The following is a 23,897-nucleotide window of genomic DNA, read 5'->3' as shown; positions in this document are numbered from 1 at the left end:
AGCGAAAGAACGTTGTAGTATTTGTGGTATACTATGGGAATCTGTAATGAACGTTGCTTAGGCTGACGTTTAATTTGTTCAACTAACGTGTGAGTATCATCTATGTTAGTTTTACTTTATAGGAGTTGGATTCATGCCTGAATTTTATAAAAGACAGCGGTTTTTATATCCTGTTTATGTGTTGGCCTTTTTTATGTTTGTACTTATAGCCATTCTTAGTTTCTTTCATTGGTTTATGGGAATGGTGGCCTTTTTTATTTTTTGTATTGTGCTTTTTTTTGCCATACGTTTTGAGTTAACTTTTCAAAAAAAGCTTGAAAAGTATACGACTGATATGATTACGAGGGTAAAGAAAGTAAGTAATGAAGCCTTTAATCAAATGCCGATTGGTATCTTACTATACAATAAGGAGTATGGAATTGATTGGGCAAACCCTTACTTATCTTCCTGCTTGGGGCAACATTCTTTGGCGGGTTGGCATCTATATGATGTATCAGAAACATTACTTCTTTTTATAAAAGGGGAAAGTTCTGATGATATTGTATCTTTAAATAATCGTAAGTTTCGTGTGTTCGTTAGAAAAGAAGAGAAATTAATCTATTTCTTTGATGTAACGGAGCAAACAGAGATTGAAAAAATGTATGAGGATCAACGCACAGTTTTAGCGATTATTTACTTGGATAACTACGATGAAGTTACCCAAGGATTAGATGATCAATTGCGCACGAATATAACGAGTCTTGTAACATCGCGCTTAAATGAATGGGCACTGAAATATGGAGCGTACTTAAAACGAGCTTCTTCAGAGCGGTTCTTCGTTGTATTAAATGAAAGCATTTTAATGCAAATGGAGAAAGGGAAATTTGATATTTTAGATCAAGTGCGTGAAGAAACATCGAAAAGGAATATTCCGCTTACATTAAGTATTGGTGTGGGATCAGGTGACTTGTCTTTATCTGAGCTTGGAGCAATGGCACAATCTGGTTTAGACCTTGCATTGGGACGAGGGGGAGATCAGGTAGCAATTAAGCAAGCGACAGGTAAGGTGAAGTTTTATGGGGGTAAGACAAATCCTGTTGAAAAGCGGACACGTGTAAGAGCAAGAGTGATTTCTCATGCGTTAAAAGATTTAGTAATTGAAAGTAGCAACGTGATGATAATGGGGCATAGAGCACCGGATATGGATGCAATTGGTGCCGCTATTGGTATTTTAAAAGTAGCTCAATTAAACGAGCGTGAAGGGTATATCGTGTTAGATGAGAATGACTCGGATAAAGGGATAAAACGTTTAATGGAGAAAGTAAAGCAAAATAAGGACTTATGGTCTCGTTTTATTACACCCCAGCAGGCCATGGAATTTGCGACAGATGATTCATTACTCGTTGTTGTGGATACGCATAAACCTTCCATGGTGATGGAGGAGAAGCTACTACACAAAATTGAGAATGTAGTTGTAATCGACCACCATCGACGTGGTGAGGAATTTATTGAAGATCCATTGCTTGTCTATATGGAGCCATATGCTTCGTCTACAGCGGAGCTCGTAACGGAATTACTTGAATACCAGCCGAAACGTTTAAAGATGACGATGCTAGAAGCGACGGCATTACTTGCGGGGATTATTGTAGATACGAAAAGTTTTACATTCCGTACAGGCGCTCGTACGTTTGATGCCGCCTCTTATTTACGGTCGCACGGGGCGGATACGGTTCTTGTACAAGAATTGTTAAAAGAAGATATGCAGCAGTATTTACGAGTTGCAAAAACAATTCAAAATGCGTACATTTATAAAAATGGAATCGCGATTGCCAAGGTAGATAGTGATGAATATTGTGACCAAGTATTGATTGCGCAATCTGCTGATACATTACTGACAATGACAGGAATCATTGCTTCTTTTGTTATTGCAAAACGCGGGGAAAACTTCATCGGAATTAGTGGACGTTCTTTAGGCGAAGTGAATGTACAACTCATTATGGAAAACCTAGGTGGCGGTGGTCATTTAACAAATGCTGCTACACAGATAAAAAATACAACAATCGATGAAGCGGAAGAGAAGCTTCAATTGGTTATTGAGGATTATTTAAAGGGAGGCACACAATCATGAAGGTAATTTTTCTAAAAGATGTAAAAGGTAAAGGAAAAAAAGGGGAAATCAAAAACGTACCAGATGGTTATGCGAATAACTTTTTATTAAAGCAAGGATTAGCTGCTGAAGCAAACAACAGTAACATGAAAACTTTGGAAGCTCAAAAGCGTAAAGAAGAAAAAGAGGCAGCGGCTGAGCTTGAGAATGCTAAAAAGTTAAAAGAAACACTAGAAAAATTAACTGTAGAGTTAAAGGCGAAATCTGGTGAGGGCGGTCGTTTATTCGGTTCCATCACAAGCAAACAAATTGTGGATGAACTGCAAAAAACACACAAAATTAAGCTTGATAAGCGCAAATTTGAAATGGAAGATGCAATTCGTTCATTAGGTTATACAAATGTAACTGTGAAATTGCATCCACAAGTAACAGCTACAGTAAAAGTTCATGTTAGCGAACAATAAAAATAAGTTAGGCAAGGAGGATTGCGTATGAGTGACGTACTTGCTGATCGTACCCCTCCGCATAATATAGAGGCTGAGCAGGCGGTTTTGGGGGCTATTCTTCTTGAACAAGATGCGTTAACAACAGCTTCAGAATTGCTGCTACCTGAGTCTTTTTATCGAACTGCACATCAAAAGATTTTTGAAATTATGCTTGGGCTCTCTGATAAAGGAGAACCGGTTGATTTAGTTACTGTAACAGCTGTGCTTTCAGATCGAGGTTTATTAGAGGAAGTTGGCGGCGTTTCCTATTTAGCGGAATTAGCTGAGGCTGTTCCGACAGCAGCCAATGTGGAATATTATGCTCGTATTATTGCTGAAAAAGCACTTTTACGGCGGTTAATTCGAACTGCAACTCATATTGTATCAGACGGATATGAAAGAGAAGATGATGTAGAAGGGCTTTTAAATGAAGCTGAGAAAAAGATACTAGAGGTATCGCATCAAACAAATGCAAAAGCGTTTCAAAATATTAAAGACGTTCTTGTAGAAGCTTATGATAAAATCGAACTTTTGCATAATCAAAAAGGTGAAATCACAGGTATACCAACGGGATTTACTGAATTAGATAGAATGACAGCTGGATTTCAGCGCAACGATTTAATCATTGTAGCAGCCCGGCCTTCAGTAGGGAAAACTGCTTTTTCATTAAATATTGCTCAAAACGTGGCGACAAAAACAGATGAAAATGTGGCGATTTTTAGTTTAGAGATGGGGGCCGATCAGCTTGTTATGCGTATGCTTTGTGCAGAAGGAAATATTGACGCACAAAGGCTTCGTACAGGTTCATTAACTTCAGAGGATTGGGCGAAATTGACCATGGCAATGGGAAGCCTTTCTAATGCAGGGATATATATTGATGATACACCAGGGATTCGCGTCAGTGAAATTCGAGCAAAATGTCGTAGATTGAAACAAGAACAAGGCCTTGGTATGATCTTAATTGACTACTTACAGCTCATTCAAGGAAGTGGCAAACCTGGAGAGAACCGACAACAGGAGGTATCTGAGATTTCCCGTACATTAAAAGGAATTGCACGTGAACTACAAGTTCCTGTAATTGCCTTATCTCAGTTATCCCGTGGGGTTGAATCTCGTCAAGATAAACGTCCAATGATGTCTGATATTCGTGAATCAGGAAGTATTGAACAAGATGCTGATATTGTAGCCTTTTTATATCGTGATGATTACTACGATCGTGAAACAGAAAATAAAAATACGATTGAAATTATTATCGCGAAGCAACGTAATGGTCCAGTAGGTACTGTAGAGCTTGCATTCGTAAAAGAATTTAATAAATTCGTGAACTTAGAGCGTCGGTTCGATGACGGACATGCACCGCCAGCTTAGGGAAGTATAAAAAAGAAACACATTTCTTATAATAAGATGTGTTTCTTTTTTTACATAGAAAAGATAGGGTTTTCATTTTGAAAATAACAAGTTCTTACGAACAAATATGATAAAACTTAAAAAAATGTTCGTTTTTAAATTGACTTCTCTTTTCATTTTGGTACAATTATATTGTTTGAAAAGTTCGTTTGAAAATCGCGGAGGTGCTTGAATAATGTCTTCAGTAGTAGTTGTAGGAACACAATGGGGCGATGAAGGAAAAGGTAAAATTACTGACTTTCTTTCTGAACATGCGGAAGTAGTTGCAAGATATCAAGGTGGAAATAACGCAGGACATACAATCGTTTTTAATGGTGTGAAATATAAATTACACTTAATTCCATCTGGTATTTTTTATAAAGAGAAGATTTGTGTAATTGGTAATGGTATGGTAGTAGATCCAAAAGCATTACTTGTAGAATTAAAATACTTACACGATCGCGGTGTAAGTACTGATAATTTACGCATCAGTAATCGCGCGCACGTTATCTTACCATATCATTTAAAACAAGATGAGTTAGAAGAAGAGCGTAAGGGCGATAATAAAATTGGTACAACGAAAAAAGGTATCGGCCCAGCATATATGGATAAAGCAGCTCGCATAGGTATTCGTATGGCGGATCTTTTAGATCGTGAAGCTTTTAAAGAAAAACTGGAACGCAATTTAGCGGAAAAAAATCGTTTATTTGAAAAAATGTATGATGCAGAAGGCTTTAACGTGGATGAAATCTTTGAAGAATACTATGAGTATGGTCAACAAATTGCACAATATGTATGCGATACATCTGTTGTATTAAATGATGCATTAGATGAAGGTCGTCGTGTATTATTTGAAGGTGCACAAGGCGTTATGCTTGATATCGACCAAGGTACGTACCCATTCGTTACATCTTCTAACCCAGTTGCTGGTGGTGTAACAATTGGTTCTGGTGTGGGTCCTTCTAAAATTAAACGTGTAGTAGGTGTATGTAAAGCATATACAAGCCGTGTTGGTGATGGTCCATTCCCTACTGAGCTTCATGATGAAATTGGTCAACAAATTCGTGAAGTTGGTCGTGAATATGGTACAACAACAGGCCGTCCACGCCGCGTGGGTTGGTTTGATAGTGTTGTTGTAAGACATGCACGCCGCGTTAGTGGTTTAACAGATCTTTCTTTAAACTCTATCGACGTATTAACAGGTATTCCAACTGTAAAAATTTGTGTTGCATACAAATATAATGGAGAAGTTCTGGATGAAGTTCCAGCTAACTTAAACATTTTAGCAAAATGTGAGCCTGTATACGAAGAACTTCCAGGTTGGACAGAAGATATTACAGGGGTAAAATCATTAGAAGAACTTCCTGAAAATGCAAGACATTATGTAGAACGTGTATCTCAACTAACAGGTATTCCATTAGCTATGTTCTCTGTTGGTCCAGACCGTAGCCAAACAAATATTGTTCGTAATGTATATGGCATTTAATTATTGATTTTCATGTAAAGCTACATTAGACTTAGTAAAGAATCCGTGTTTACGCGGATTCTTTTTAACTTTTATAAAAAAAATTTAAAAAGTATTGTACAAATGAAAGTTATTATGTTATGATAACTCTTGTCGTCACGAAAATATGACGTTGGTGAGTATGAGCCATTAGCTCAGTTGGTAGAGCATCTGACTTTTAATCAGAGGGTCGAAGGTTCGAGTCCTTCATGGCTCACCATTTTCATTTTCGTGGCCCGTTGGTCAAGTGGTTAAGACACCGCCCTTTCACGGCGGTAACACGGGTTCGAATCCCGTACGGGTCATGTTTATATTTTGGTCCCGTGGTGTAGTGGTTAACATGCCTGCCTGTCACGCAGGAGATCGCCGGTTCGACCCCGGTCGGGACCGCCACTTTTGTTTATACCACCATTAGTGGTTTTATATATATATATGTTTTGGCTCGGTAGCTCAGTCGGTAGAGCAGAGGACTGAAAATCCTCGTGTCGGCGGTTCGATTCCGTCCCGAGCCACTCTCAGGATATTAGGTGGGTCTACTTAATATCCTTTTTATTTTGTGCAATTTTACAAATGAGGGTAGTTATTTTAAAATAGACTAAGGAGCCTCTAGCAGTTGAAGCTAGGGGTTTTTCTATAGATCGTATAGGATTCCGTGTAAAAGTGGATCATACATGATTCTATGAGAATAGAGGAGAAAATACTTAAATGAAGGGTGAACTTTAAGCAGGAACTGCCTATATGTTTAAGGATTATTGACCATATTTTTATGAGGAGGAAATACACGATGATGGGAAAAAAAATCTTAGTAGTTGATGATGAAAAGCCAATCGCAGATATTTTGAAGTTTAATCTAGAAAAAGAGGGCTTTGAAATTGTAATGGCCCATGATGGGGATGAAGCAATCGAAAAGGCTAATGAAGAACAACCAGATATGGTTTTATTAGATATTATGTTACCAGGAAAAGATGGACTAGAGGTTTGTCGTGAAATCCGTAAAAGTTCTGAAATGCCAATTATTATGTTAACAGCAAAGGACTCTGAAATCGATAAAGTATTAGGACTAGAACTTGGAGCAGATGATTATGTTACAAAACCATTTAGTACGAGAGAACTGCTAGCTCGTGTAAAGGCGAACTTACGCCGTCATCAACAGGGCGGGGCAGCAGAAAAAGAGGAAAATACAGAAATGGTCATTGGACCAATTGTTATTAATCCAAATGCGTATAGTGTAACGAAGCGAGAAGAGAGTATTGAACTTACGCATCGTGAATTTGAGTTACTACATTATTTAGCGAAGCATTTAGGACAAGTTATGACACGTGAGCATCTATTACAAACTGTATGGGGTTATGATTATTTTGGGGATGTACGTACAGTAGACGTAACAGTACGTCGTTTACGTGAAAAGATTGAAGATAATCCAAGTCATCCAACTCTAATTGTTACGAGACGTGGAGTAGGATATTACTTGCGTGACCCAGAGCAGGAATAAAACATGAAGAAAGTTGGTTTTTTTCAATCTATTCATTTTAAGTTTGTGCTCATCTATATGCTATTAATATTAATAGCAATGCAGGTTATCGGTGTATATTTTGTACGTGAGCTAGAAAAGAGCCTCGTGCAAAGTTTTAAAGACTCATTAACACAACAAACGAACTTATTGTCTTATAACTTAAAGCAGGAATTTAATAAAGAATTTAATAAAGAACGTGATAAAAACGAGATATCTTTCCAGCAGGCTGTTAATAACTCGATTGAGAAGTTTGCGAATGACCGAAAGCGTGATATTCAGGAAGTAAGTGTCTTTGATCGTAATAGGAAACTATTGGCGACTTCTGATAATTCGCCAGCTAAGAAAAGCCAGGTGAATCGAGCGTCTACCGATATAACTGTTCAACGAGTCATTGTACAAAATAAGCCGGAATCAAAGATTGAGAAGGATGGAAGTACGGGACATCGTGTTCAAGTTATGTTTACCCCAATTGAAAGGAATCAAGGGGAAGAGGAAGTAGCAGGAGTTATAAAAATCGTTGCTTCTATGGAAGATGTATATAAGCAAATGAAAGATATTAATCAAATCTTTGCAACAGGGACAGTTATTGCATTACTAGTAACTGCCGTTCTAGGTATTTTATTGGCTCAAACGATTACAAGACCAATTTCAGATATGAGAAGACAGGCTATTGAAATGGCGAAGGGAAATTACTCACGCAAAGTAAAAGTACATAGCCATGATGAAATTGGACAATTGGCACTATCTTTTAACAACCTATCGAAAAAATTACAACAAGCCCGTTCTTCAACAGAAAGTGAAAGACGCAAGCTATCATCGGTTTTATCACATATGACTGATGGTGTAATTGCTACGGATCGAAAAGGGGATATTATTTTATTAAATGACCCTGCTGAAAAAATGCTGAATGTTTCGCGTGAAACAGCATTGGATCAATCGATTTTAGAAATATTAGGGATTCAGGAAGAGTTTACACTAGATCATTTATATGAAGAACCTGATTCAGTTTTATTAGATTTCAGTACACGTAATGAACCGTACATTTTAAGAGCTAGTTTTTCTGTTATTCAAAAAGATACTGGTAAAGCAAATGGCTTAATTGCTGTATTGTATGATGTAACGGAACAAGAGCGAATTGATCGTGAACGTCGTGAGTTTGTAGCGAATGTATCACATGAGTTGCGAACGCCACTTACAACGATGCGAAGCTATCTTGAAGCGTTAAGTGATGGAGCGTGGAAAGATCCAAATATTGCTCCGCAATTTTTAACAGTCACACAAGAAGAGACTGAAAGAATGATTCGACTTGTAAACGCATTGTTACAACTATCTAAAATGGATAGTACAGAATATCGTTTAATGAAAGAATGGGTAGATTTTACGGAGTTCTTTAATAATGTCATTGATCGATTTGAAATGTCTAAGGAACAAAATGTAATCTTCAATCGTTCTTTTTCGAAAAAAGCAAGATTTGTTGATATGGATACAGACAAAATTACCCAAGTTTTATACAATGTTATTTCAAATGCCCTGAAATATTCACCGGAAGGCGGAACGATAACATATCGTTTACGCGATCGTGGGGATATGTTAGAAATTAGCGTTAGCGATCAAGGTATGGGAATCCCGAAAGAAAACGTCGATAAAATTTTTGAACGCTTTTATCGCGTAGATAAGGCGCGTTCAAGACAAATGGGAGGAACTGGTCTAGGTTTAGCAATTGCTAAAGAAATGATTATTGCACATGGTGGATCTATTTGGGCAAAGAGTGAAGAAGGAAAAGGAACGACAATTTACTTTACCCTCCCGTTGGCGAAAGAAGAAGAGGACGATTGGGAATGAATATGGAAAACTTTAAAACCATTGTGCTAATTAATTTAGTAGTTATTAGTTTGTTTCTTACGTTTAATCTATGGACATATGTGCCTGATTCTAATTCGATGCAGAACACGAAGTTTGTTGAAGGAACTACAGTGCCAGAAAGTGCGGATGTTTCGAACGTCATTCTTCCATCTTCTGTAATCGTTCATAAAGATAATAAACGTCATTTCGTAAGTGAAAAACAAGAAAATATAAACTTAATATATAACATTTTGAAAAATGGTGAATTACAAGATTGGACAAATATAACAAGTACAATTCCTAAGAGTGAGTTTTTATCCTATGTACATGGGGAAGGGAAAATTGAAATTGTCTTCCCTACCACTATTCCATTTGGAGCCATAAGAAGCGTGCTGTCGATTAAAGATAAAAAGTTAGAAAAGCAAAGTTTTGATCGAATTATTATTGATCCTTCCAGAAGCCGAGATCAAAACATTGATATCAATTTTGTTGCGTATAATAGTCGTCAAATTTATAGAATGACATTAAAAGATGTGAATGTACGAGATATTGTAAATGCAGAAAATAAATTTGTTGTATTAGCAAGGCCATATTTTGAGTATCGAATCAATAATGCAAAAAGCATATTCTTACCAGATGGAGCCACGGAAAAAAGAAATTGGATGTATATTACGAGCAATATGGAAATAGAGGCATTTAAAAATGCGCTGTTTAGTGATCCACGTTATGCAACGCTAATTTCGAATAATCATACAGATGAAACATATACGGATGGAATTCGTTCCATGCAGATTAAACAGAATGGTATTAAGCTTGAATATACAAATTCATCTATAACTCGTGATAATAGTATAGATGATAATATTCTTGTCCAAAAAAGTTTTGAATTTCTGAATGGACATAATGGTATAACAGATAACTATCGTTTTGTATATGTAGATCCTAAGGGTGAAACAAAATTCCGTTTATATGAGAATGATCTACCTGTATTTAATAAAGATCGATTAACGACAATAAAACAAATCTGGGGTTCTGAGGGACTGATTAGTTATCAAAGGCCGTTATTTAAATTTGCAGGAAGCAGTCAAGAAGACAAAGTTATACTTCCACCTGGTCATACCGTAATTCAGTCATTAGCCAATAATCCAGATATCGATAAGAATTTGATTCAAAATATCGGAATTGGTTATAAGTTTGTGTTAGGAAATCATCCGAGTGGACCGATGGGTACTAAAACAATAACTGGTATGTTAAAACCAATTTGGTACGTGGAGTATGGGGAAGACCATATGATGTATGAGTGGAGTGAAGAGAAAGGGGGAAGTCTGATTGGACTGGAATAGGATTAAAACAATTTTTATTGTTACCTTTTTTGTTTTAGACCTCTTTCTCGTGTTTCAATTCATTCAAAAGCAAAATAATAATGAATTAGAACTTATGACGGAAACAAAAATAGATCAGCAACTAAAAGCTGATCATATTACGGTTGATGATTTACCAAACGAACCAAAGAAAGATTCATTTATTATAGCGAAAAATAAAGTTTTTAAGGAAGAAGATATTCATTCTTTAAAAAATCAAACACCTAGATTACAAGAGGATGCTAAAAAAATTGAAAGTGATCTAAAGGAGCCAATACAAAATACGAAAACACTAGCTAAAGATAAATATGGTGATTTTTTAAGAAATTATGTGGTAGATGGTCAAAAGTATGAATTTGCAAAATCAGAGGCTTCAAAAATTTATTTCTTTCAAAAATATAAAGACAAACCTATTTTTTACAATGATCATGCGATGATTATCGTTACTTTAAATGAAAAGGATGAAATCGTTTCATATACGCAAACTATGTTAACGGATTTGAAAGAAATGGGTGAGAATGATAAAGCGAAAGAACAAGAGATTATTTCGGCTCAGAAAGCTTTAGAAAATTTATTTGTGAAGCAGGAATTAACCCCAAATACGCATATTAAAGAAGCGCAAATTGGTTATGCAACACTCGTTTCTTTAGCTGAATCGAATAAACAAGTATTGACTCCAACGTGGAATTTAAAGGAAAAAGGAAAAAAAGATCACTTTGTAAATGCCATTGAGGGACAAGTTATTAAGCTAGGCGAAGAAAAAGAAAAATACAATGGAGTGAATGGGAATGAGTCTGCATTTTAGTGTACTTGCGAGTGGCAGTACAGGAAATGCGCTGTATGTCGGAACTGACAAGCAAAAGTTGCTTGTTGATGCAGGCTTGAGTGGTAAAGCAACAGAGGCTTTATTTGAGCAAGCTGAATTAAATATTCAAGATATATCAGGTATTCTTGTAACACATGAGCACAGTGATCATATTAAAGGGCTTGGAGTGTTAGCACGTAAGTATAATTTACCCGTTTATGCAAATGAAAAGACGTGGAATGCGATGGAACATTTAATTGGAAACATTGCAACAGATCAGAAGTTCATTTTTTCAATTGGTGATGTAAAAACATTCGGAGATATTGAAGTTGAATCGTTTGGAGTTTCCCATGATGCGGCAGAACCGATGTTTTATGTTTTTCATCATGGTGGTAGAAAATTAGCACTAATCACAGATACAGGTTATGTAAGCGATCGTATGAAGGGTGTTATTAAAGGTGCGAATGCTTTTGTATTCGAAAGTAATCATGATGTTGAAATGCTTCGTATGGGCCGCTATCCATGGAGTATTAAAAGACGTATTTTAAGTGATGTAGGCCACGTTTCGAATGAAGATGCTGCACTTGCAATGACCGACGTTATTACAGATGAAACAAAGCATATTTATTTAGCTCATTTAAGCTTAGATAATAATATGAAAGAACTAGCGCGTATGGCTGTTTCGCAAGTACTAGAAGAAAAAGGATTTGGAGTTGGAGAAGCGTTTGAAATACATGACACAGATCCAAAGACTCCAACAAAAATTCAATACGTATAATTCTTCATTTTAGTAAACAATAAAGGTAAATATAGCTGTTTACAGGAAGATAGGTGAACAAATATGTCCTTTATTGATGAAGAAAATCGTATGAAACGTACAAGGGAAAAGAAGCACAAAGGTCTTGTTATTTCTAGCATAGCGGGGACTGTTGTAGGAGCTTCATTGTTTGCATTTGGAGCTCCTTTGTTTTCAAAGTCCGAGACTAAAAATATGCAGCAAGCAGAAGCAAGTGAAGGAAACATAGTGAATGAACCATCACAAATGATGCAACATTCCGGCTTTGTAGATGCTGTTGATCGCGCTTCCGAAGCGGTCGTTGGTGTAATCAATATTCAGCGTGATCATTTTTCTGAAGTAGATGCAGAAGCTGGCACAGGATCAGGTGTTATTTATAAAAAAACAAATGGTCATGCTTATATTGTCACAAATCATCATGTCATTGCTGGTGCGAATCGAATTGAAATTAGCTTAAGTGATGGGACAAAAGTTCCTGGAAAAATATTAGGAAGCGACATTGTGACCGATTTAGCTGTTATAGAAATAAATGCGAAGCCTGTCAAAAAGGTAATTGAAATTGGTGATTCGAATACAGTACGTCGCGGGGAAGCAGTTATTGCGATCGGAAACCCACTTGGATTACAGTTTTCAGGGACAGTAACACAAGGAATTATATCTGCAAACGAACGAATTGTTCCTGTAGATTTAGACCAAGATGGACATTATGACTGGCAAGTGGAAGTGTTACAGACCGATGCGGCTATTAATCCAGGAAATAGTGGCGGGGCGCTTATAAATGCAGCGGGGAAACTGATTGGAATTAACTCCATGAAAATCGCTGCAAAAGAAGTAGAAGGAATTGGTTTAGCGATTCCTGTGACAAGGGCCGTTCCTATTATGAATGAGCTTGAAAAGTATGGTACTGTAAGAAGGCCATATATTGGAATTGAACTTCGGTCATTAAATGAAATTCCAAACTACTACTGGGAAGAAACGTTACACTTGCCGGGTGGCGTTACAAATGGTGTGTGTATTTTAGACGTGAAAAGTCCATCACCAGGTGCTGCCGCAGGCCTTAGAGAGCATGACGTTATTGTCGCGGTAGATGGAAAGCCAATACAAGATATCATTGCTTTTCGGACAGCTTTATATAATAAGAAAATCGATGATAAAATGACTCTTACTTTTTATCGTGGTACAAAGCGCTCCACAACAACAGTGAAATTGGGTAGTCAAAAATATTAAAAACAGGAGGACTGCCTCCTGTTTTCTATTGTAGAAAAGTGAGGTGAGAAATATGAATTTCCCTTGTTGTTTAGAACATGTAGAGTTAGCGTTGGATATCATTGTGGATGAATGCGAAGTCGCACCTGTTATTAACAGTGTGGATAACTCAGAAAAAGAAGAAAAAACATGTGAATTTTGTCAAAACAAAGCGACATATGTTGTATCGAACGCAGATTCTCCCACAATATGTGGCTAATGATTGTGGATATGTGGATAAGTTTTGTGGATAACGTGTTTGTAAGGTGGGGAATACATGTGAATATCTCAATTATTTCAATCGGGAAATTAAAAGAAAAATATTTAAAACAAGGTATTGCAGAATACTTAAAACGATTATCATCTTATGCAAAAGTGGAAGTAATTGAATTACCAGATGAAAAAGCACCGGAAAACTTAAGCGAAGCAGAGATGTTAATCGTAAAAGAAAAGGAAGGTGTGCGTATACTAGACAAAATTTCAGATGATACGCATGTCATTGCACTAGCAATTGAAGGAAAGCAAAAATCATCAGAACAATTTGCAGAAAGCTTAGATCGCCTCGCTACATATGGAAAAAGCAAAATCGCCTTTGTAATCGGTGGATCCCTTGGCTTAAGTACAGAAGTAATGAAACGCTCAAATGAATCTCTATCATTTTCAAAAATGACATTACCGCATCAACTAATGAGACTTGTCCTTTTAGAACAAATCTATCGTGCGTTTCGGATTAATCGTGGGGAACCGTATCACAAGTGATGGTAAAGCGGAAGATTGAGTTAGAGGTTTAATTCAATTATTTTTTGTAATATAGTTTGATAATAGCTAAGTAAAAATAAATTTTTTATAAAGAACAATTAATATTTATTGGTATTTATATAGAAGAGCGCCTTAAATATATAATTGAACTGTACCCCGAATCGTGGACACTAAAAAAGATGGCTCCGGTACAGTACCGAAACCATCTTTTAAGTGCTTGATTTTTAAAGGGCTTTTTATTAAACTGTCCATTTTAGAGGATGCAGTTCAAAAGATTATTTTCTTCTTATTTATCAAGCTACACAGAAAGACACCCAAGAACTATCAAAGATTCTCATTCGCCTGTTCAACCTCCTACAGCAAAACGGGCGAAAATCCTATAGGTATGAGAAAAAACGTCTTTGATATATTAGGTGTCGTTTACAATTGTACCATGTCTGATGGATGATCAAGCGGCCTAATTCGATAGGGTTTATTTCGCATGCAAATCTTTAAATGCTCTACACCTAGCTTTTAGAAAAAGAAACAACCTCTACTCTACTTGACGTTGTATGGGCTTAGCTTGATAGCGATGGGGCTCTGCTACATCACCATCAAGCTAAGGAATCAGTCTGTCCAAAATCAGAATCTCTTTATCCACCAATTATTTTATTAACATTATAGATGGATAATATAATGTATATTATTTATTTTAGCTTAATTTACCATTTTTCCACGCCAGAACCAAGTGTATTATATCAGGTTCAACAAAGTATTCCAATAGGTTTTACCCTTTGTTACAACAGCGCTTTATAGAGTTTACATTGAGAACTAATTAGAATAAAAAATCATCTAAATACTTAAATCTACATTTAAAAAATACTTTACTTCCCTTTTTACACCTTGTACTAAATTTGTTGCTTCAATTGCTGTTAGCAATTCACAGAATTCCACAATCTTTTCAAGGTTTTTGTTGCAAATTGACAATCTAATTTTAGCTAATAAAAGTAAATCATACCTGTGAGTAATTTTACATATTTCAATGCTTTTAAATAAATATTCTGTTGCTTGGTCTTTCAAATTTTTTTGCAAAAATAGAAAAGAAAGATTGAGATAGAAAGCATTTTTTAATTTTAGCAAGTGTGGATATTTACTTTTGATTGTCTTTAAGGCATGAATTGCCATATTAGATGCTGTATCAATTGGAAAAAAGTAAAGAATATTATTAATTAAAAATAAATCAATAATTAACCAATCGTCTAATTTTGATAATCGCTCCCACACTGGTTTCAAATTTTCATAAATAGTACTTAAATCATATCCTTTTTCGAAATTTTGAAGGGACTCTAAAACTATTAAAATGCTATTTATTTTGACATCAAAGGTATTAGATAGATAATTTTTACATTCATTAATAATTTTAGATATAGGTTCATCTTGTGTTGTTTCAGATAAGTTCATAAAGTCATAAAGTATTTGCATTTTTGAATCTAATTTATAGCCGTTTTGAATATAAAAAAATTCGTTAGTATTTAAATCTAATCTCGTAATTAATTTTTTTGCATTTGAAATAGTAGGTTCTTGTTTTCCATTTTCAATTTTTGAAATCGAAGTCCTTGAAACGATATCTCTCCCTAAATATGTTTGACTAAGGCCTCGTGATTCTCTAATTTGCTTTAAAGTACTCCCGAAATTTTGATTATTCATAACTATTTCTCCTATGCGTGAATATAGTTTACATTATAGTAAATTTTAACATATTATTTATAAAATTACAGTGTAAGTAAAGTTTTAATTTTAAAAATTAAAATATATGAATTTTTAAAAAATAACAATCTATTAATAATAAAGGGTCGTAATGAATAGTTTAATTTGGATTATCAGAGGGGATTTTTGGAAAAGATAAAATGTCTTTATATGTTATAAAGAGGAGGTTCATATGAAGAAGATATTAATTTTGGTTCTTGTGCAAAAATTTTAAAGCTTGTGCAATGAATCTTTAAATCTTGGGCGTACTGATACTATTACTCTAAAAAAAGGTATGTGATTACAGTGGATAAAAATCCAGCTTACCCAATTGCAATTGAAGAAAGAAAAAAAGATGATCGAAGGGATTCAAATCGTACCCAACGTCTGTATCTATCTTAAGTAGTTGTAGAAGCGATGTATATGGTCAAAAAAGGACAAATTTATATGAGGAATTAGTCTGTCCAAAATCAGAATCTCTTTATCCACCAATTATTTGGATTAACAGTATAAAGAAATAGTACAATAGGGTTTCTCACTTTTGATTTAATTTATCATTTTTTGCACCATAACCTTGTAATTTAACATATTTTTGTCGCGCGTTACTAAAAAACATTTATTTATCTGAAAAAAAGTTTATTCATCCCGATTTTATGGATTATTTTTTGGGATAATTAGTATGATTTTGTAAAAGTTAATGGAATAAAGGGGGAGCAGCATGAAAGGAACAATTAGTGAATTCTCTAGAATTAGTGTTAAACCAGGAACGATAATTTCAGAATTTGAAGGTGAGGCAGTGTTATTAAATATCCCTTAGGGTATTTATTATGGAATTGATGAGGTTGGATTAGACATTTGGAAATTAATTGTTGAAAAAACAGCTTAGAAGTAATCAAAACTTACTTAGTTAATAATTATGATATTATTCAAAAGGAATTATCCGATGATACTGAAAGATTTATAGAGAATTTATATGAGAAAGGATTGATTGAAATTAAATGATTTTCTCAAAAGCAATTTGGCATATAAAAATATATTTTTTAATTAAAAATATAGATAGTCAACTACAGAAGAATGGATTTAAATTTGTTTACGATACATATTTCGCAAATAATAAAGCGGGAGTTACTAAATTAAGAGATTTAACGAGTGAAGAGTTAGAGTTTATTGAAATGATTATAGATTTGATTGAAAAAATCTGCTTGAATTTTTATGGGAATACTAGATGTTTATATAAGTCTATTGCAGGTTACCAAATTTTTAGCACTAAAAATTTTAAAACGGTTCTTTATCGAATTTACCCGAAAGAATTCCCCTTCCTCAAGCGTGTGTAGGGCGATATCCCAACGGTAGGTGGGATATGAATTTCGGTTTTGTATGGCCAAAAATTTTTGGTAAATTAGCTATATGAAGCTCTTTGATACCTTGGTATACGAGGTTACAGGAAGAAAATAAAATGCAAAAACCAAGCTATTCGTTTCATGCGTAAAATATCAACAGTAAAAAAGAACGTTCAAACGTTGGACATCTAGGAACAGGGTTGGAATGCCCCGAAGTAACGCTCAGGGAGAAAAAAGCTTGCTTTTGTCGTGGAACTGAGAAGCTCCCATTTCAAACTTTGCTAAGTGGCGAGTAGTTCACTTTAAATTTTTTATGAAGGTCACCTAGCGAGAGCGTGGTAGAAATCTGTGTCTATTATCTTGGCGTAGTATCATAATTCACAAAATACAGGGGGGACTTTAATGACTAGCATATTAAAAGCACAGAATATCTCCAAAATATACGGAGAGGAAGCTAATACATTTTACGCATTAAAAAACGTTTCATTAGAGGTCAAAACAGGTGAATTTTTAGCAATAATGGGGACTAGTGGTTCGGGGAAATCTACTTTATTAAATATCCTATCAGGCTTAGATCGACCATCTTTAGGAGAAGTACTTATAAATAATATTAAGATAAATAACCTAAATGATAATGAATTAACCGAGATTAGAAGTAATCAAATAGGATTCATATTTCAATTTTTTAACTTAATACCAGTTTTAACTGCTATGGAGAATGTAACGCTCCCTTCGGAATTAGCTGGACATAACATCGAAAAGATCAGACAAAAAGCATCAGAACTATTAGATCTAGTTGGTATAGGAAATTTAAAATCAGCATATCCTTCCAAAATGTCTGGCGGTCAACAACAGCGAGTTGCCATTGCAAGGGCTCTAGTAACACAACCTAAAATTATATTAGCAGATGAACCAACAGGAAGCTTAGATTCAAAAACAAGTAAAGAGATTTTGGATTTATTGCGAGAGTTTTGTGAGCGTTTACAACACTCTTTAGTTGTTGTCACCCATGATGCTATGGTGGCATCGTATTCTCATCGAGTGATTTTTCTAAAAGATGGTAGAATCCAAGATGAACTGATTCTGAAAAATTCAAATCTATCTTACAGAGAAAAAACTAGCTTAATAATAAATAAAATAGAGGAGATTTCTATATGAAAGGATCCTTTCTACTATCAATAAAATTCTTAAAATCTCAAAAAAGCAGGACTGTTTTTTCTATAGTTGGTGTAACTATAGGAATAGCATTATTAATTTTTTCTAACATCTTAATACACACTGTTGAAAAGTCAAACGAAAAAACTATAAAAGAAAAATATGGGGACTACGATTTAATAATTGGATATAAAGATTCTACTCAGTTTCTTTCACAAGAAGATATAAACACTATTAATAATTTAAAAGAAGTTAAAGGTAGCACTCCGCTTCTATATCCATACATCGGTGAACAAAATCCATACAAAGAAATGGCTGAACAACCTATGTATGTGGGCATAAAAGATGAAGAGTTAGCAAAACAACATATGTTTGCAAAATTATCTTCTGGAAAATTACCTAATTCAAATGAAATCGTCATTCCTTATAATATGGCGCATTCTAAAAATTTAAAAATAGGTTCTAAACTTGAGTTTCCTTTTCCACCAAATGGTGTGAAGGAGGTAACAGTATCAGGAATTATGGAGCAAAATCAATACCTCAATTCAATTGTATTATTTAATTATAAATGGTTAGCAGATATGACCAACCAATATGGTCATACAACTACATTAATAATTAAATTAAATGATTTAGAGGATAAAGAACAATTTATACAAACTTTAAAAAACAAATATAAGAACTTATCTATAGATAGTCAAATTAAAGCAGATAAAGAGAGAGAAAATATAGGTGGATTAAAACCAATTATTCAATGGTTAAGCATTGCTATTTTACTTGGTAGTATGTTACTTATCATTGGGGCATTACAAATGTCTATTCAAGAAAGAAAAAAAGAACTAGCTACTTTAAGATTATTAGGGATTAAAAGAGGAAAGATTTTTCTTTTGGTAATGAATGAATCTTTTATTATAGCCATAATTTCAGCATTAACTGGTTTAATAACAGGTATATTCTTATCTATGCTTTCATATAAACTTATTGGAAACCTAATGAATTTACAACTTGGATTTATTTCTATTCCATGGAACTCTATTCTAATAGGAATTCTTTCAGCAATAATATTAACAATGACTGCAAGTATTTTCCCGGCATTGTCTGCTAGCAATCTTGCACCTATTGAAGCTTATCATAGTTCAACTAACCTTAACTATAAACAAAATCCTTTGACAATAGCTGCTAGTATCTTAATGTTTCTAGTATCCTGCACCATCTACCTTTTAAATTACAACTATTGGCAACAATCCAAGATATATATAATAGGCATTGTTTTATTTTTAATGTCTATACATCTAGGATTACCTACAATGTTTAAAATAATTACGAATCTAATAACTATATTATTAAAAAAATTTTCTAAAGGCGATAGTTTATTAGCTAGTAGAAACGTACTGAAACAAATCAAAAGAAATATTCAAGTAGTACGTGTTTTAATATTAGGTATAGTAACTTGTATTGTTGGATTACATTTTCTTAAAGTGGTTAAAGATATAACTCAAACCGATATAGAGCATCAATATCCACTTAACTACACACTGCATTCTAATTCATCCTATGAAGAACCCGGATTATCTGAAAGTTTATATCAAAACATAGAAAGTATTAAACATATTAATGCAATACCAGTATATAAATCTAAACTTTTTTTCACTTTAAATTCAGGTCAAAATATTAATTCCGAAAATACTGTAACATATAATATAAATGGTCAAAAGCAATTTTTAGTCGGTATACAAGGATTAGATTTTTCATCCCTTCAAAAAACACTACCTATTGATATTAAACAAGGTACTATAACCGAGGAAAGTTTAAATGAAGGAGGAGTTATATTAACTTCTTTTGCTTCTGAAATGTTGGGATACAAACTTCACGATACAATTCGTTTAATTCCCGAGGAGCAATTAGCAACGAAAGATCAAAAAAATAATTTTGAAAATGTCGATTTCGAAAAAAACATTATCTCATTAAAAGTTATCGGCATCATCGATCGCAACCCTTTGACAAATGATCAATCTGACTTGCGTATATATACTTCCCCTACATTAATGAAAAATATTGCAGGTGTAAATACAATAGATAAAGTTTATTTTAATATCACTCATAACAAAAATACAGTAAGTGCAAAAATAAAATCACTTATTCAAAATCAATCTTCTTCAAAGATAATTTTATATAGTCAAGAAGAAGAGATAAATAAATTTCTTCAGCAATATTATCAAAGAATCGCGATACTACTCTATACAATTTGCATGATAATTTTCTTGGCTTTTATCGCCCTAATGAATGGAATGGCAAGTAGTTTAAGGGAACGTGCTAGAGAATTTGCAACTATGAGAGCTATAGGCTCTAAGCGTAATCAAATTATTCGCCTCTCTTTACTTGAAGGTTCTATGGTTTCAATTTCTGGAGGAATAATAGGGGTATTTTGTGGGAGTATCTTAGTCTATCAATTACTAGTATTACTAAAAACTGCAGCGTTCATATTCCCTTTAAAAATCTTATTGATTTGCCTATCTATTAGTCCTATTTTAGGTATTATAGCTTCTCTAATACCAGCAATCAAATTATCAAAGGTTAATATATTAGACAAATTAAATAATAAATAATAAATAAGGTTCTGGTGCAAAAATAAAAGAGAATAAAGCGCATATATCCCTAACGGAATCGTGTCTTATGGTGCAAGCCCAAACAATTGATGGATGAATTCTTTCTGATTTTGGACAGACTGATCCAGTAAATCAAGCTGTTCTTTTTTTTATTATATGCATGGCTTCTACCCCAGAAAGAATGGATGTAGCTGTGTCAAAACATTTGAGCCCTAGCATAGAACGGATTCGCTTCTTTATAAAGCGACGATCTTGTTCTACTATGTTATTCAAGTACTTTTGTTGTCTAAGTTGAAGCTGGGATAAAACCCATCTCTAAACTAAAAAGCCGGTGAAATTTTACGATTGAACTGCACCCTAATTGTTAGACACAGTCTAACAATTGGAGGTGCATTTTTTTTATGACAAAATTTACGAAGGATTCAAAGGTAACGATCGTTCAAGGATTTAATCCAAAAACAATTTCTCAAACAGAATATGCAAAACAGATGCAGATTACAAAGGCACAATTTCAATACTGGTTGCGCTTATACAAACTCCATGGGGAAGAAGGTTTACACGAGAGCTATACAAATTACACCGTAGAGTTTAAATCAGACGTACTAAATTTTATGGCTCAATCGGGTATATCGTTAATGGATACAGTGGCTACATTCATGATTCCTTCTTTTACAACGGTTTATCAATGGAAGAAGCAATTGTAAACGCCAGAATAAATTTTACAGTTTTCTCTAATATGAACTTTACATTTTTATCTACATTTGTCGCCCACTTTATTTGGAGAAGCAGGTATGATAGCCTTGTAAAATCAGCCATGGTTCTTTTATTACTAAGGCTTCAAGGCTGTTTATCATACCTGTAGAGGCTCCATGTCAAGTGGGCTATGCGTAATCTAATGTGTAAAAGGAAACTTAGCGGGAATTGTAAATTTTCCTTGGCGTTTACAACCACAAATTACACTCAAATATATCGGAATCAATAAAGAAGAAAAAGACAATATTCTTGATACATTTCAAATTTAATTTATTTAGAATTACTATTTTTCAATCATATTTTCGAAAAAACGTTAGATTATACATTTTTTCTTTGTTATATTTGAAGAATAATTGGAGTATTAAGATCAACTGATAGGGGTGTTTGTGTGGAATTATTTGAGTATTATAAAAAAAAGGGGAAGTTTAAGTGTTTAATTGGAACTGGGCTTTTTCTTTATGGATTAATTGGTATGTATAATACTTGGGGTAATATTAATTGGGGACCAGTAATCTTAATTACTATAGCTTCCCTGGTATTTTTTAGTATTGGATTTTGGCAATTAAGAAAAGGAAATTTACTAGAAAAAAATATAGTTAAAAATGATTTAACATTTTGGGATATTGATACTTATGTTTTGTTAGAATTACCTGGAAATAATAAACATTTAGGTTTATATACTCCTGATGGAAGATATGTAGCAGGAACAAAAATGATTTCTTCAACATTACCTATTTTAAAAAATAAAGAAGTTTTTGGATTAGAAGCAAATGATGGAGAAATTCTTGCATACTTTCATAGTGAAATTGAAAATTATGATTGGGCTATTTATGATTCAAATTATAATTGTGTAGGTATGTTTAAAGAAAATATTATACAAGGATTTGGAATGGTACGTGGTTCTTTAATAAATGAAAAAGAGATAAAACTTTCTGAGATAGAAGTTGAATTTGATTTTTTTGAAACATCTTTTCGTACAATAGATGATCGTATATTAATAAACTGTAAAAAAGGATATATGCCTTTAGAATGGAGTGAAAAATTCGGATTGAATGTACCTATTATTAAATTAGGTAATAAGATTTCTAATTCTGAAAAGATATTTGGTTTAGGTATTCTTATTTATATTTTAGAAACTATTAAAGTAAGAAAGAGTAGGATTTTTAATGATTAGAATTAAATTATTATGAAATTTATTAAATGTTTTATTAAGAATCGAATCACCAAAAGTGAAAGTAACTCCAAAATCAATTTTTATTGTATATTTTGGAGCTACTTTACGTTTACTTCTTAAAAATTAATAAGCATGTATTACCAAAACCAACTAGAAATAGAATTAGCAAACGGGTACAATCCGATTGCCATTTTTTATAGCTTTGTATGTATTTGAATTCCTTTTGCTTTCTCTTCTTCACCCTTCACACGTACAATTAAATCATATGATCCTGATTTTGATACTTTAAAAGAAAGTAAACCTTCTTTTTGAGAAGTAACTTCTTCCTCATAAATGACCTTATCATCCTTTGTAACTTGCAAAAAAATCGTACCTTCTTCAACAGCTGCTTCATAAGGAATTTCTACATTTCCTTTTTCAACTTTAAGGGTTTGTACATCATAATACCCCTGCAAAGAACCAATTGTTAAAGTCGTTTCTCCATTTTTTTGAACCTTTGTGACTTGTGTTACTGTATTACATGCGCTTAACAATATAACAAGAATGAAAATGAGAAATGAACGAAACAATTTCATAGAGATGCCCCTTCCTTTAAATATATATATTAAAAATTCATTCATTAATCATTTCAAAAATACCAAAAGCTTAAAAGAATCACCTTTTTTCTTGACCTTCTTTTTTAAATAATTTTTGAAACTCTAATTCGGTTTCATTAATAAAACCAAGATGTAAAACACTAGAAATATCTTCATGATTCAAAAAGAAATTATACTCCGAAGAAATATTACCATGAGGAAAATAACAACATACATAATCCCATATTTTTTTGTTTCAGAATCCATCTGTTTTCTTCCATAAATCATTAATGGATGTTCCCAATCTTTAAAGATTACAACAGAACCTATTGGAAGTAATTCCAACTCTAAATTTTGTCCCATCTTAGTTTCCCCTTTTTAAAATAGCCTTTTTTATAATAAAATAAGTAATGGAAAATAATAAACAAGTACCCATTGTACCAAAAACTGCAACTGAGATATTACCTGCTAATGTTTCATTTGGATCCAATGCATTAGGTAAAATTGTACCAAAAATTGCAATACAAGCTAATATAATCATAAAATATTTAAATTGTTTCACTTTTTTATTCATACTACTTATCTCCTTTATTCCTTAACACTAACTTCTAAACCAAATCCCCATAAACCTACACCAGGGCCAAATGGTGCATGGAATTTGAATCCACTTTTTCCAGCTTCAAAAGATCCCCCGAGTGTTCCATACCTTGAATGGTAGCAGTACATACAGCATTCATACTTTGAGTTTGGTTTTGTACTTCTCCCAAATACATATTTAAACTCATGA

Annotated in this window: 19 protein-coding genes, 4 tRNA genes and 7 pseudogenes; 24 read left to right on the top strand and 6 right to left on the bottom strand. The window is 33.7% G+C overall.

Annotation, left to right across the window (positions count from 1 at the left end; translation table 11 throughout):
* Positions 1-133: 133 nt before the first annotated feature.
* From MR056_RS19795 to MR056_RS19715, 17 genes and pseudogenes are all read left to right on the top strand, one after another.
* A complete protein-coding gene (locus tag MR056_RS19795) occupies positions 134-2,107 on the top strand; it encodes a DHH family phosphoesterase (protein WP_012096453.1) in 1,974 nt (657 codons plus the stop codon).
* Positions 2,104-2,550, top strand: coding sequence for a 50S ribosomal protein L9 (gene rplI, locus MR056_RS19790; protein ID WP_012096452.1), 447 nt, complete (start codon positions 2,104-2,106; stop codon positions 2,548-2,550). Before MR056_RS19795 ends, rplI begins: the two co-directional genes overlap by 4 nt.
* A 27-nt stretch (positions 2,551-2,577) precedes the next feature.
* Positions 2,578-3,939 (top strand): replicative DNA helicase, encoded by a 1,362-nt coding sequence (dnaB, locus tag MR056_RS19785; protein WP_012096451.1) that lies wholly within the window; start codon positions 2,578-2,580, stop codon positions 3,937-3,939.
* 214 nt (positions 3,940-4,153) lie between these two features.
* Positions 4,154-5,443 (top strand): adenylosuccinate synthase, encoded by a 1,290-nt coding sequence (locus MR056_RS19780; protein ID WP_012096450.1) that lies wholly within the window; start codon positions 4,154-4,156, stop codon positions 5,441-5,443.
* A gap of 162 nt (positions 5,444-5,605) precedes the next feature.
* Positions 5,606-5,681 (top strand) — tRNA-Lys (locus MR056_RS19775).
* Between the two features lie 13 nt (positions 5,682-5,694).
* Positions 5,695-5,766, top strand: a tRNA-Glu gene (locus MR056_RS19770).
* A 12-nt stretch (positions 5,767-5,778) separates the two neighbouring features.
* Positions 5,779-5,854 (top strand) — tRNA-Asp (locus MR056_RS19765).
* A 46-nt stretch (positions 5,855-5,900) separates the two neighbouring features.
* A tRNA-Phe gene (locus tag MR056_RS19760) sits at positions 5,901-5,973 on the top strand.
* 272 nt (positions 5,974-6,245) lie between these two features.
* The gene (gene walR, locus MR056_RS19755; RefSeq protein ID WP_002174499.1) at positions 6,246-6,953 is read left to right on the top strand and encodes a cell wall metabolism DNA-binding response regulator WalR; all 708 of its coding nucleotides are present in this window, start codon (positions 6,246-6,248) and stop codon (positions 6,951-6,953) included.
* 3 nt (positions 6,954-6,956) lie between these two features.
* Complete coding sequence (walK, locus tag MR056_RS19750; RefSeq protein ID WP_012096449.1) at positions 6,957-8,816, top strand: cell wall metabolism sensor histidine kinase WalK; 1,860 nt, start codon at positions 6,957-6,959, stop codon at positions 8,814-8,816.
* The gene (locus MR056_RS19745; RefSeq protein WP_041810164.1) at positions 8,813-10,159 is read left to right on the top strand and encodes a YycH family regulatory protein; all 1,347 of its coding nucleotides are present in this window, start codon (positions 8,813-8,815) and stop codon (positions 10,157-10,159) included. Before walK ends, MR056_RS19745 begins: the two co-directional genes overlap by 4 nt.
* Positions 10,146-10,982 (top strand): two-component system regulatory protein YycI, encoded by an 837-nt coding sequence (locus MR056_RS19740; protein WP_012096447.1) that lies wholly within the window; start codon positions 10,146-10,148, stop codon positions 10,980-10,982. Before MR056_RS19745 ends, MR056_RS19740 begins: the two co-directional genes overlap by 14 nt.
* On the top strand, positions 10,966-11,760 hold the full coding sequence (locus tag MR056_RS19735) for an MBL fold metallo-hydrolase (protein ID WP_012096446.1): 795 nt from the start codon (positions 10,966-10,968) through the stop codon (positions 11,758-11,760). The genes MR056_RS19740 and MR056_RS19735 overlap by 17 nt, the downstream gene beginning before the upstream one ends.
* A gap of 63 nt (positions 11,761-11,823) precedes the next feature.
* Positions 11,824-13,005 (top strand): S1C family serine protease, encoded by a 1,182-nt coding sequence (locus tag MR056_RS19730; protein WP_242136651.1) that lies wholly within the window; start codon positions 11,824-11,826, stop codon positions 13,003-13,005.
* 52 nt (positions 13,006-13,057) lie between these two features.
* Positions 13,058-13,243, top strand: coding sequence for a CxxH/CxxC protein (locus tag MR056_RS19725; protein WP_012096444.1), 186 nt, complete (start codon positions 13,058-13,060; stop codon positions 13,241-13,243).
* A gap of 59 nt (positions 13,244-13,302) precedes the next feature.
* Positions 13,303-13,782 (top strand): 23S rRNA (pseudouridine(1915)-N(3))-methyltransferase RlmH, encoded by a 480-nt coding sequence (gene rlmH, locus MR056_RS19720; protein ID WP_087095644.1) that lies wholly within the window; start codon positions 13,303-13,305, stop codon positions 13,780-13,782.
* Between the two features lie 270 nt (positions 13,783-14,052).
* Positions 14,053-14,230: pseudogene (locus MR056_RS19715) on the top strand (IS4 family transposase); the annotation flags it as partial.
* A gap of 383 nt (positions 14,231-14,613) precedes the next feature.
* Here the strand turns inward: MR056_RS19715 and MR056_RS19710 are convergent.
* Complete coding sequence (locus tag MR056_RS19710; RefSeq protein ID WP_242136650.1) at positions 14,614-15,468, bottom strand: helix-turn-helix domain-containing protein; 855 nt, start codon at positions 15,466-15,468, stop codon at positions 14,614-14,616.
* A 312-nt stretch (positions 15,469-15,780) separates the two neighbouring features.
* On the opposite strand from MR056_RS19710, the pseudogene MR056_RS22745 reads away from it, so the two are divergent.
* The 4 genes and pseudogenes from MR056_RS22745 to MR056_RS19695 form a co-directional block, all read left to right on the top strand.
* Positions 15,781-15,966, top strand: a pseudogene (locus MR056_RS22745) (IS6 family transposase); the annotation flags it as partial.
* Between the two features lie 539 nt (positions 15,967-16,505).
* Positions 16,506-16,841, top strand: a complete 336-nt coding sequence (locus MR056_RS19705; protein WP_242136649.1) for a hypothetical protein — start codon at positions 16,506-16,508, stop codon at positions 16,839-16,841.
* 408 nt (positions 16,842-17,249) lie between these two features.
* Positions 17,250-18,005, top strand: a complete 756-nt coding sequence (locus tag MR056_RS19700; protein ID WP_242136648.1) for an ABC transporter ATP-binding protein — start codon at positions 17,250-17,252, stop codon at positions 18,003-18,005.
* Entirely contained in the window at positions 18,002-20,608 is a 2,607-nt protein-coding gene (locus tag MR056_RS19695; RefSeq protein WP_242136647.1) for an ABC transporter permease, read from the top strand. The genes MR056_RS19700 and MR056_RS19695 overlap by 4 nt, the downstream gene beginning before the upstream one ends.
* A gap of 65 nt (positions 20,609-20,673) precedes the next feature.
* On the opposite strand, the pseudogene MR056_RS19690 reads toward MR056_RS19695, so the two are convergent.
* Positions 20,674-20,905, bottom strand: a pseudogene (locus tag MR056_RS19690) (DDE-type integrase/transposase/recombinase); the annotation flags it as partial.
* A 104-nt stretch (positions 20,906-21,009) separates the two neighbouring features.
* Between MR056_RS19690 and MR056_RS19685 the strand changes: the two are divergent.
* The 3 genes and pseudogenes from MR056_RS19685 to MR056_RS19675 all read left to right on the top strand — a co-directional run.
* Positions 21,010-21,306, top strand: a pseudogene (locus MR056_RS19685) (helix-turn-helix domain-containing protein); the annotation flags it as partial.
* A 249-nt stretch (positions 21,307-21,555) separates the two neighbouring features.
* Positions 21,556-21,630, top strand: a pseudogene (locus MR056_RS19680) (tyrosine-type recombinase/integrase); the annotation flags it as partial.
* 119 nt (positions 21,631-21,749) lie between these two features.
* Positions 21,750-22,535: an ABC transporter ATP-binding protein gene (locus MR056_RS19675; RefSeq protein ID WP_242136646.1), complete on the top strand. Its 786-nt coding sequence runs from the start codon at positions 21,750-21,752 to the stop codon at positions 22,533-22,535.
* Positions 22,536-22,729: 194 nt separating this feature from the next.
* Here the strand turns inward: MR056_RS19675 and MR056_RS19670 are convergent, their stop codons facing one another.
* From MR056_RS19670 to MR056_RS22905, 4 genes and pseudogenes are all read right to left on the bottom strand, one after another.
* A complete protein-coding gene (locus MR056_RS19670; RefSeq protein WP_242136645.1) occupies positions 22,730-23,110 on the bottom strand; it encodes a BA_1872 family lipoprotein in 381 nt (126 codons plus the stop codon).
* 79 nt (positions 23,111-23,189) lie between these two features.
* A pseudogene (locus MR056_RS19665) lies at positions 23,190-23,473 on the bottom strand (DUF4176 domain-containing protein).
* A 1-nt stretch (position 23,474) separates the two neighbouring features.
* Positions 23,475-23,684, bottom strand: coding sequence for a hypothetical protein (locus MR056_RS19660; protein ID WP_242136644.1), 210 nt, complete (start codon positions 23,682-23,684; stop codon positions 23,475-23,477).
* A 14-nt stretch (positions 23,685-23,698) separates the two neighbouring features.
* Positions 23,699-23,812, bottom strand: a pseudogene (locus MR056_RS22905) (WXG100 family type VII secretion target); the annotation flags it as partial.
* Between the last annotated feature and the right edge of the window lie 85 nt (positions 23,813-23,897).

Origin of the sequence: Bacillus cereus group sp. BfR-BA-01360, from assembly GCF_022663595.1 — a bacterium.
In the GTDB taxonomy this organism is placed as follows: Bacteria; Bacillota; Bacilli; order Bacillales; family Bacillaceae_G; genus Bacillus_A; species Bacillus_A cytotoxicus.
This window is presented reverse-complemented; position numbering and strand designations above follow the sequence as displayed.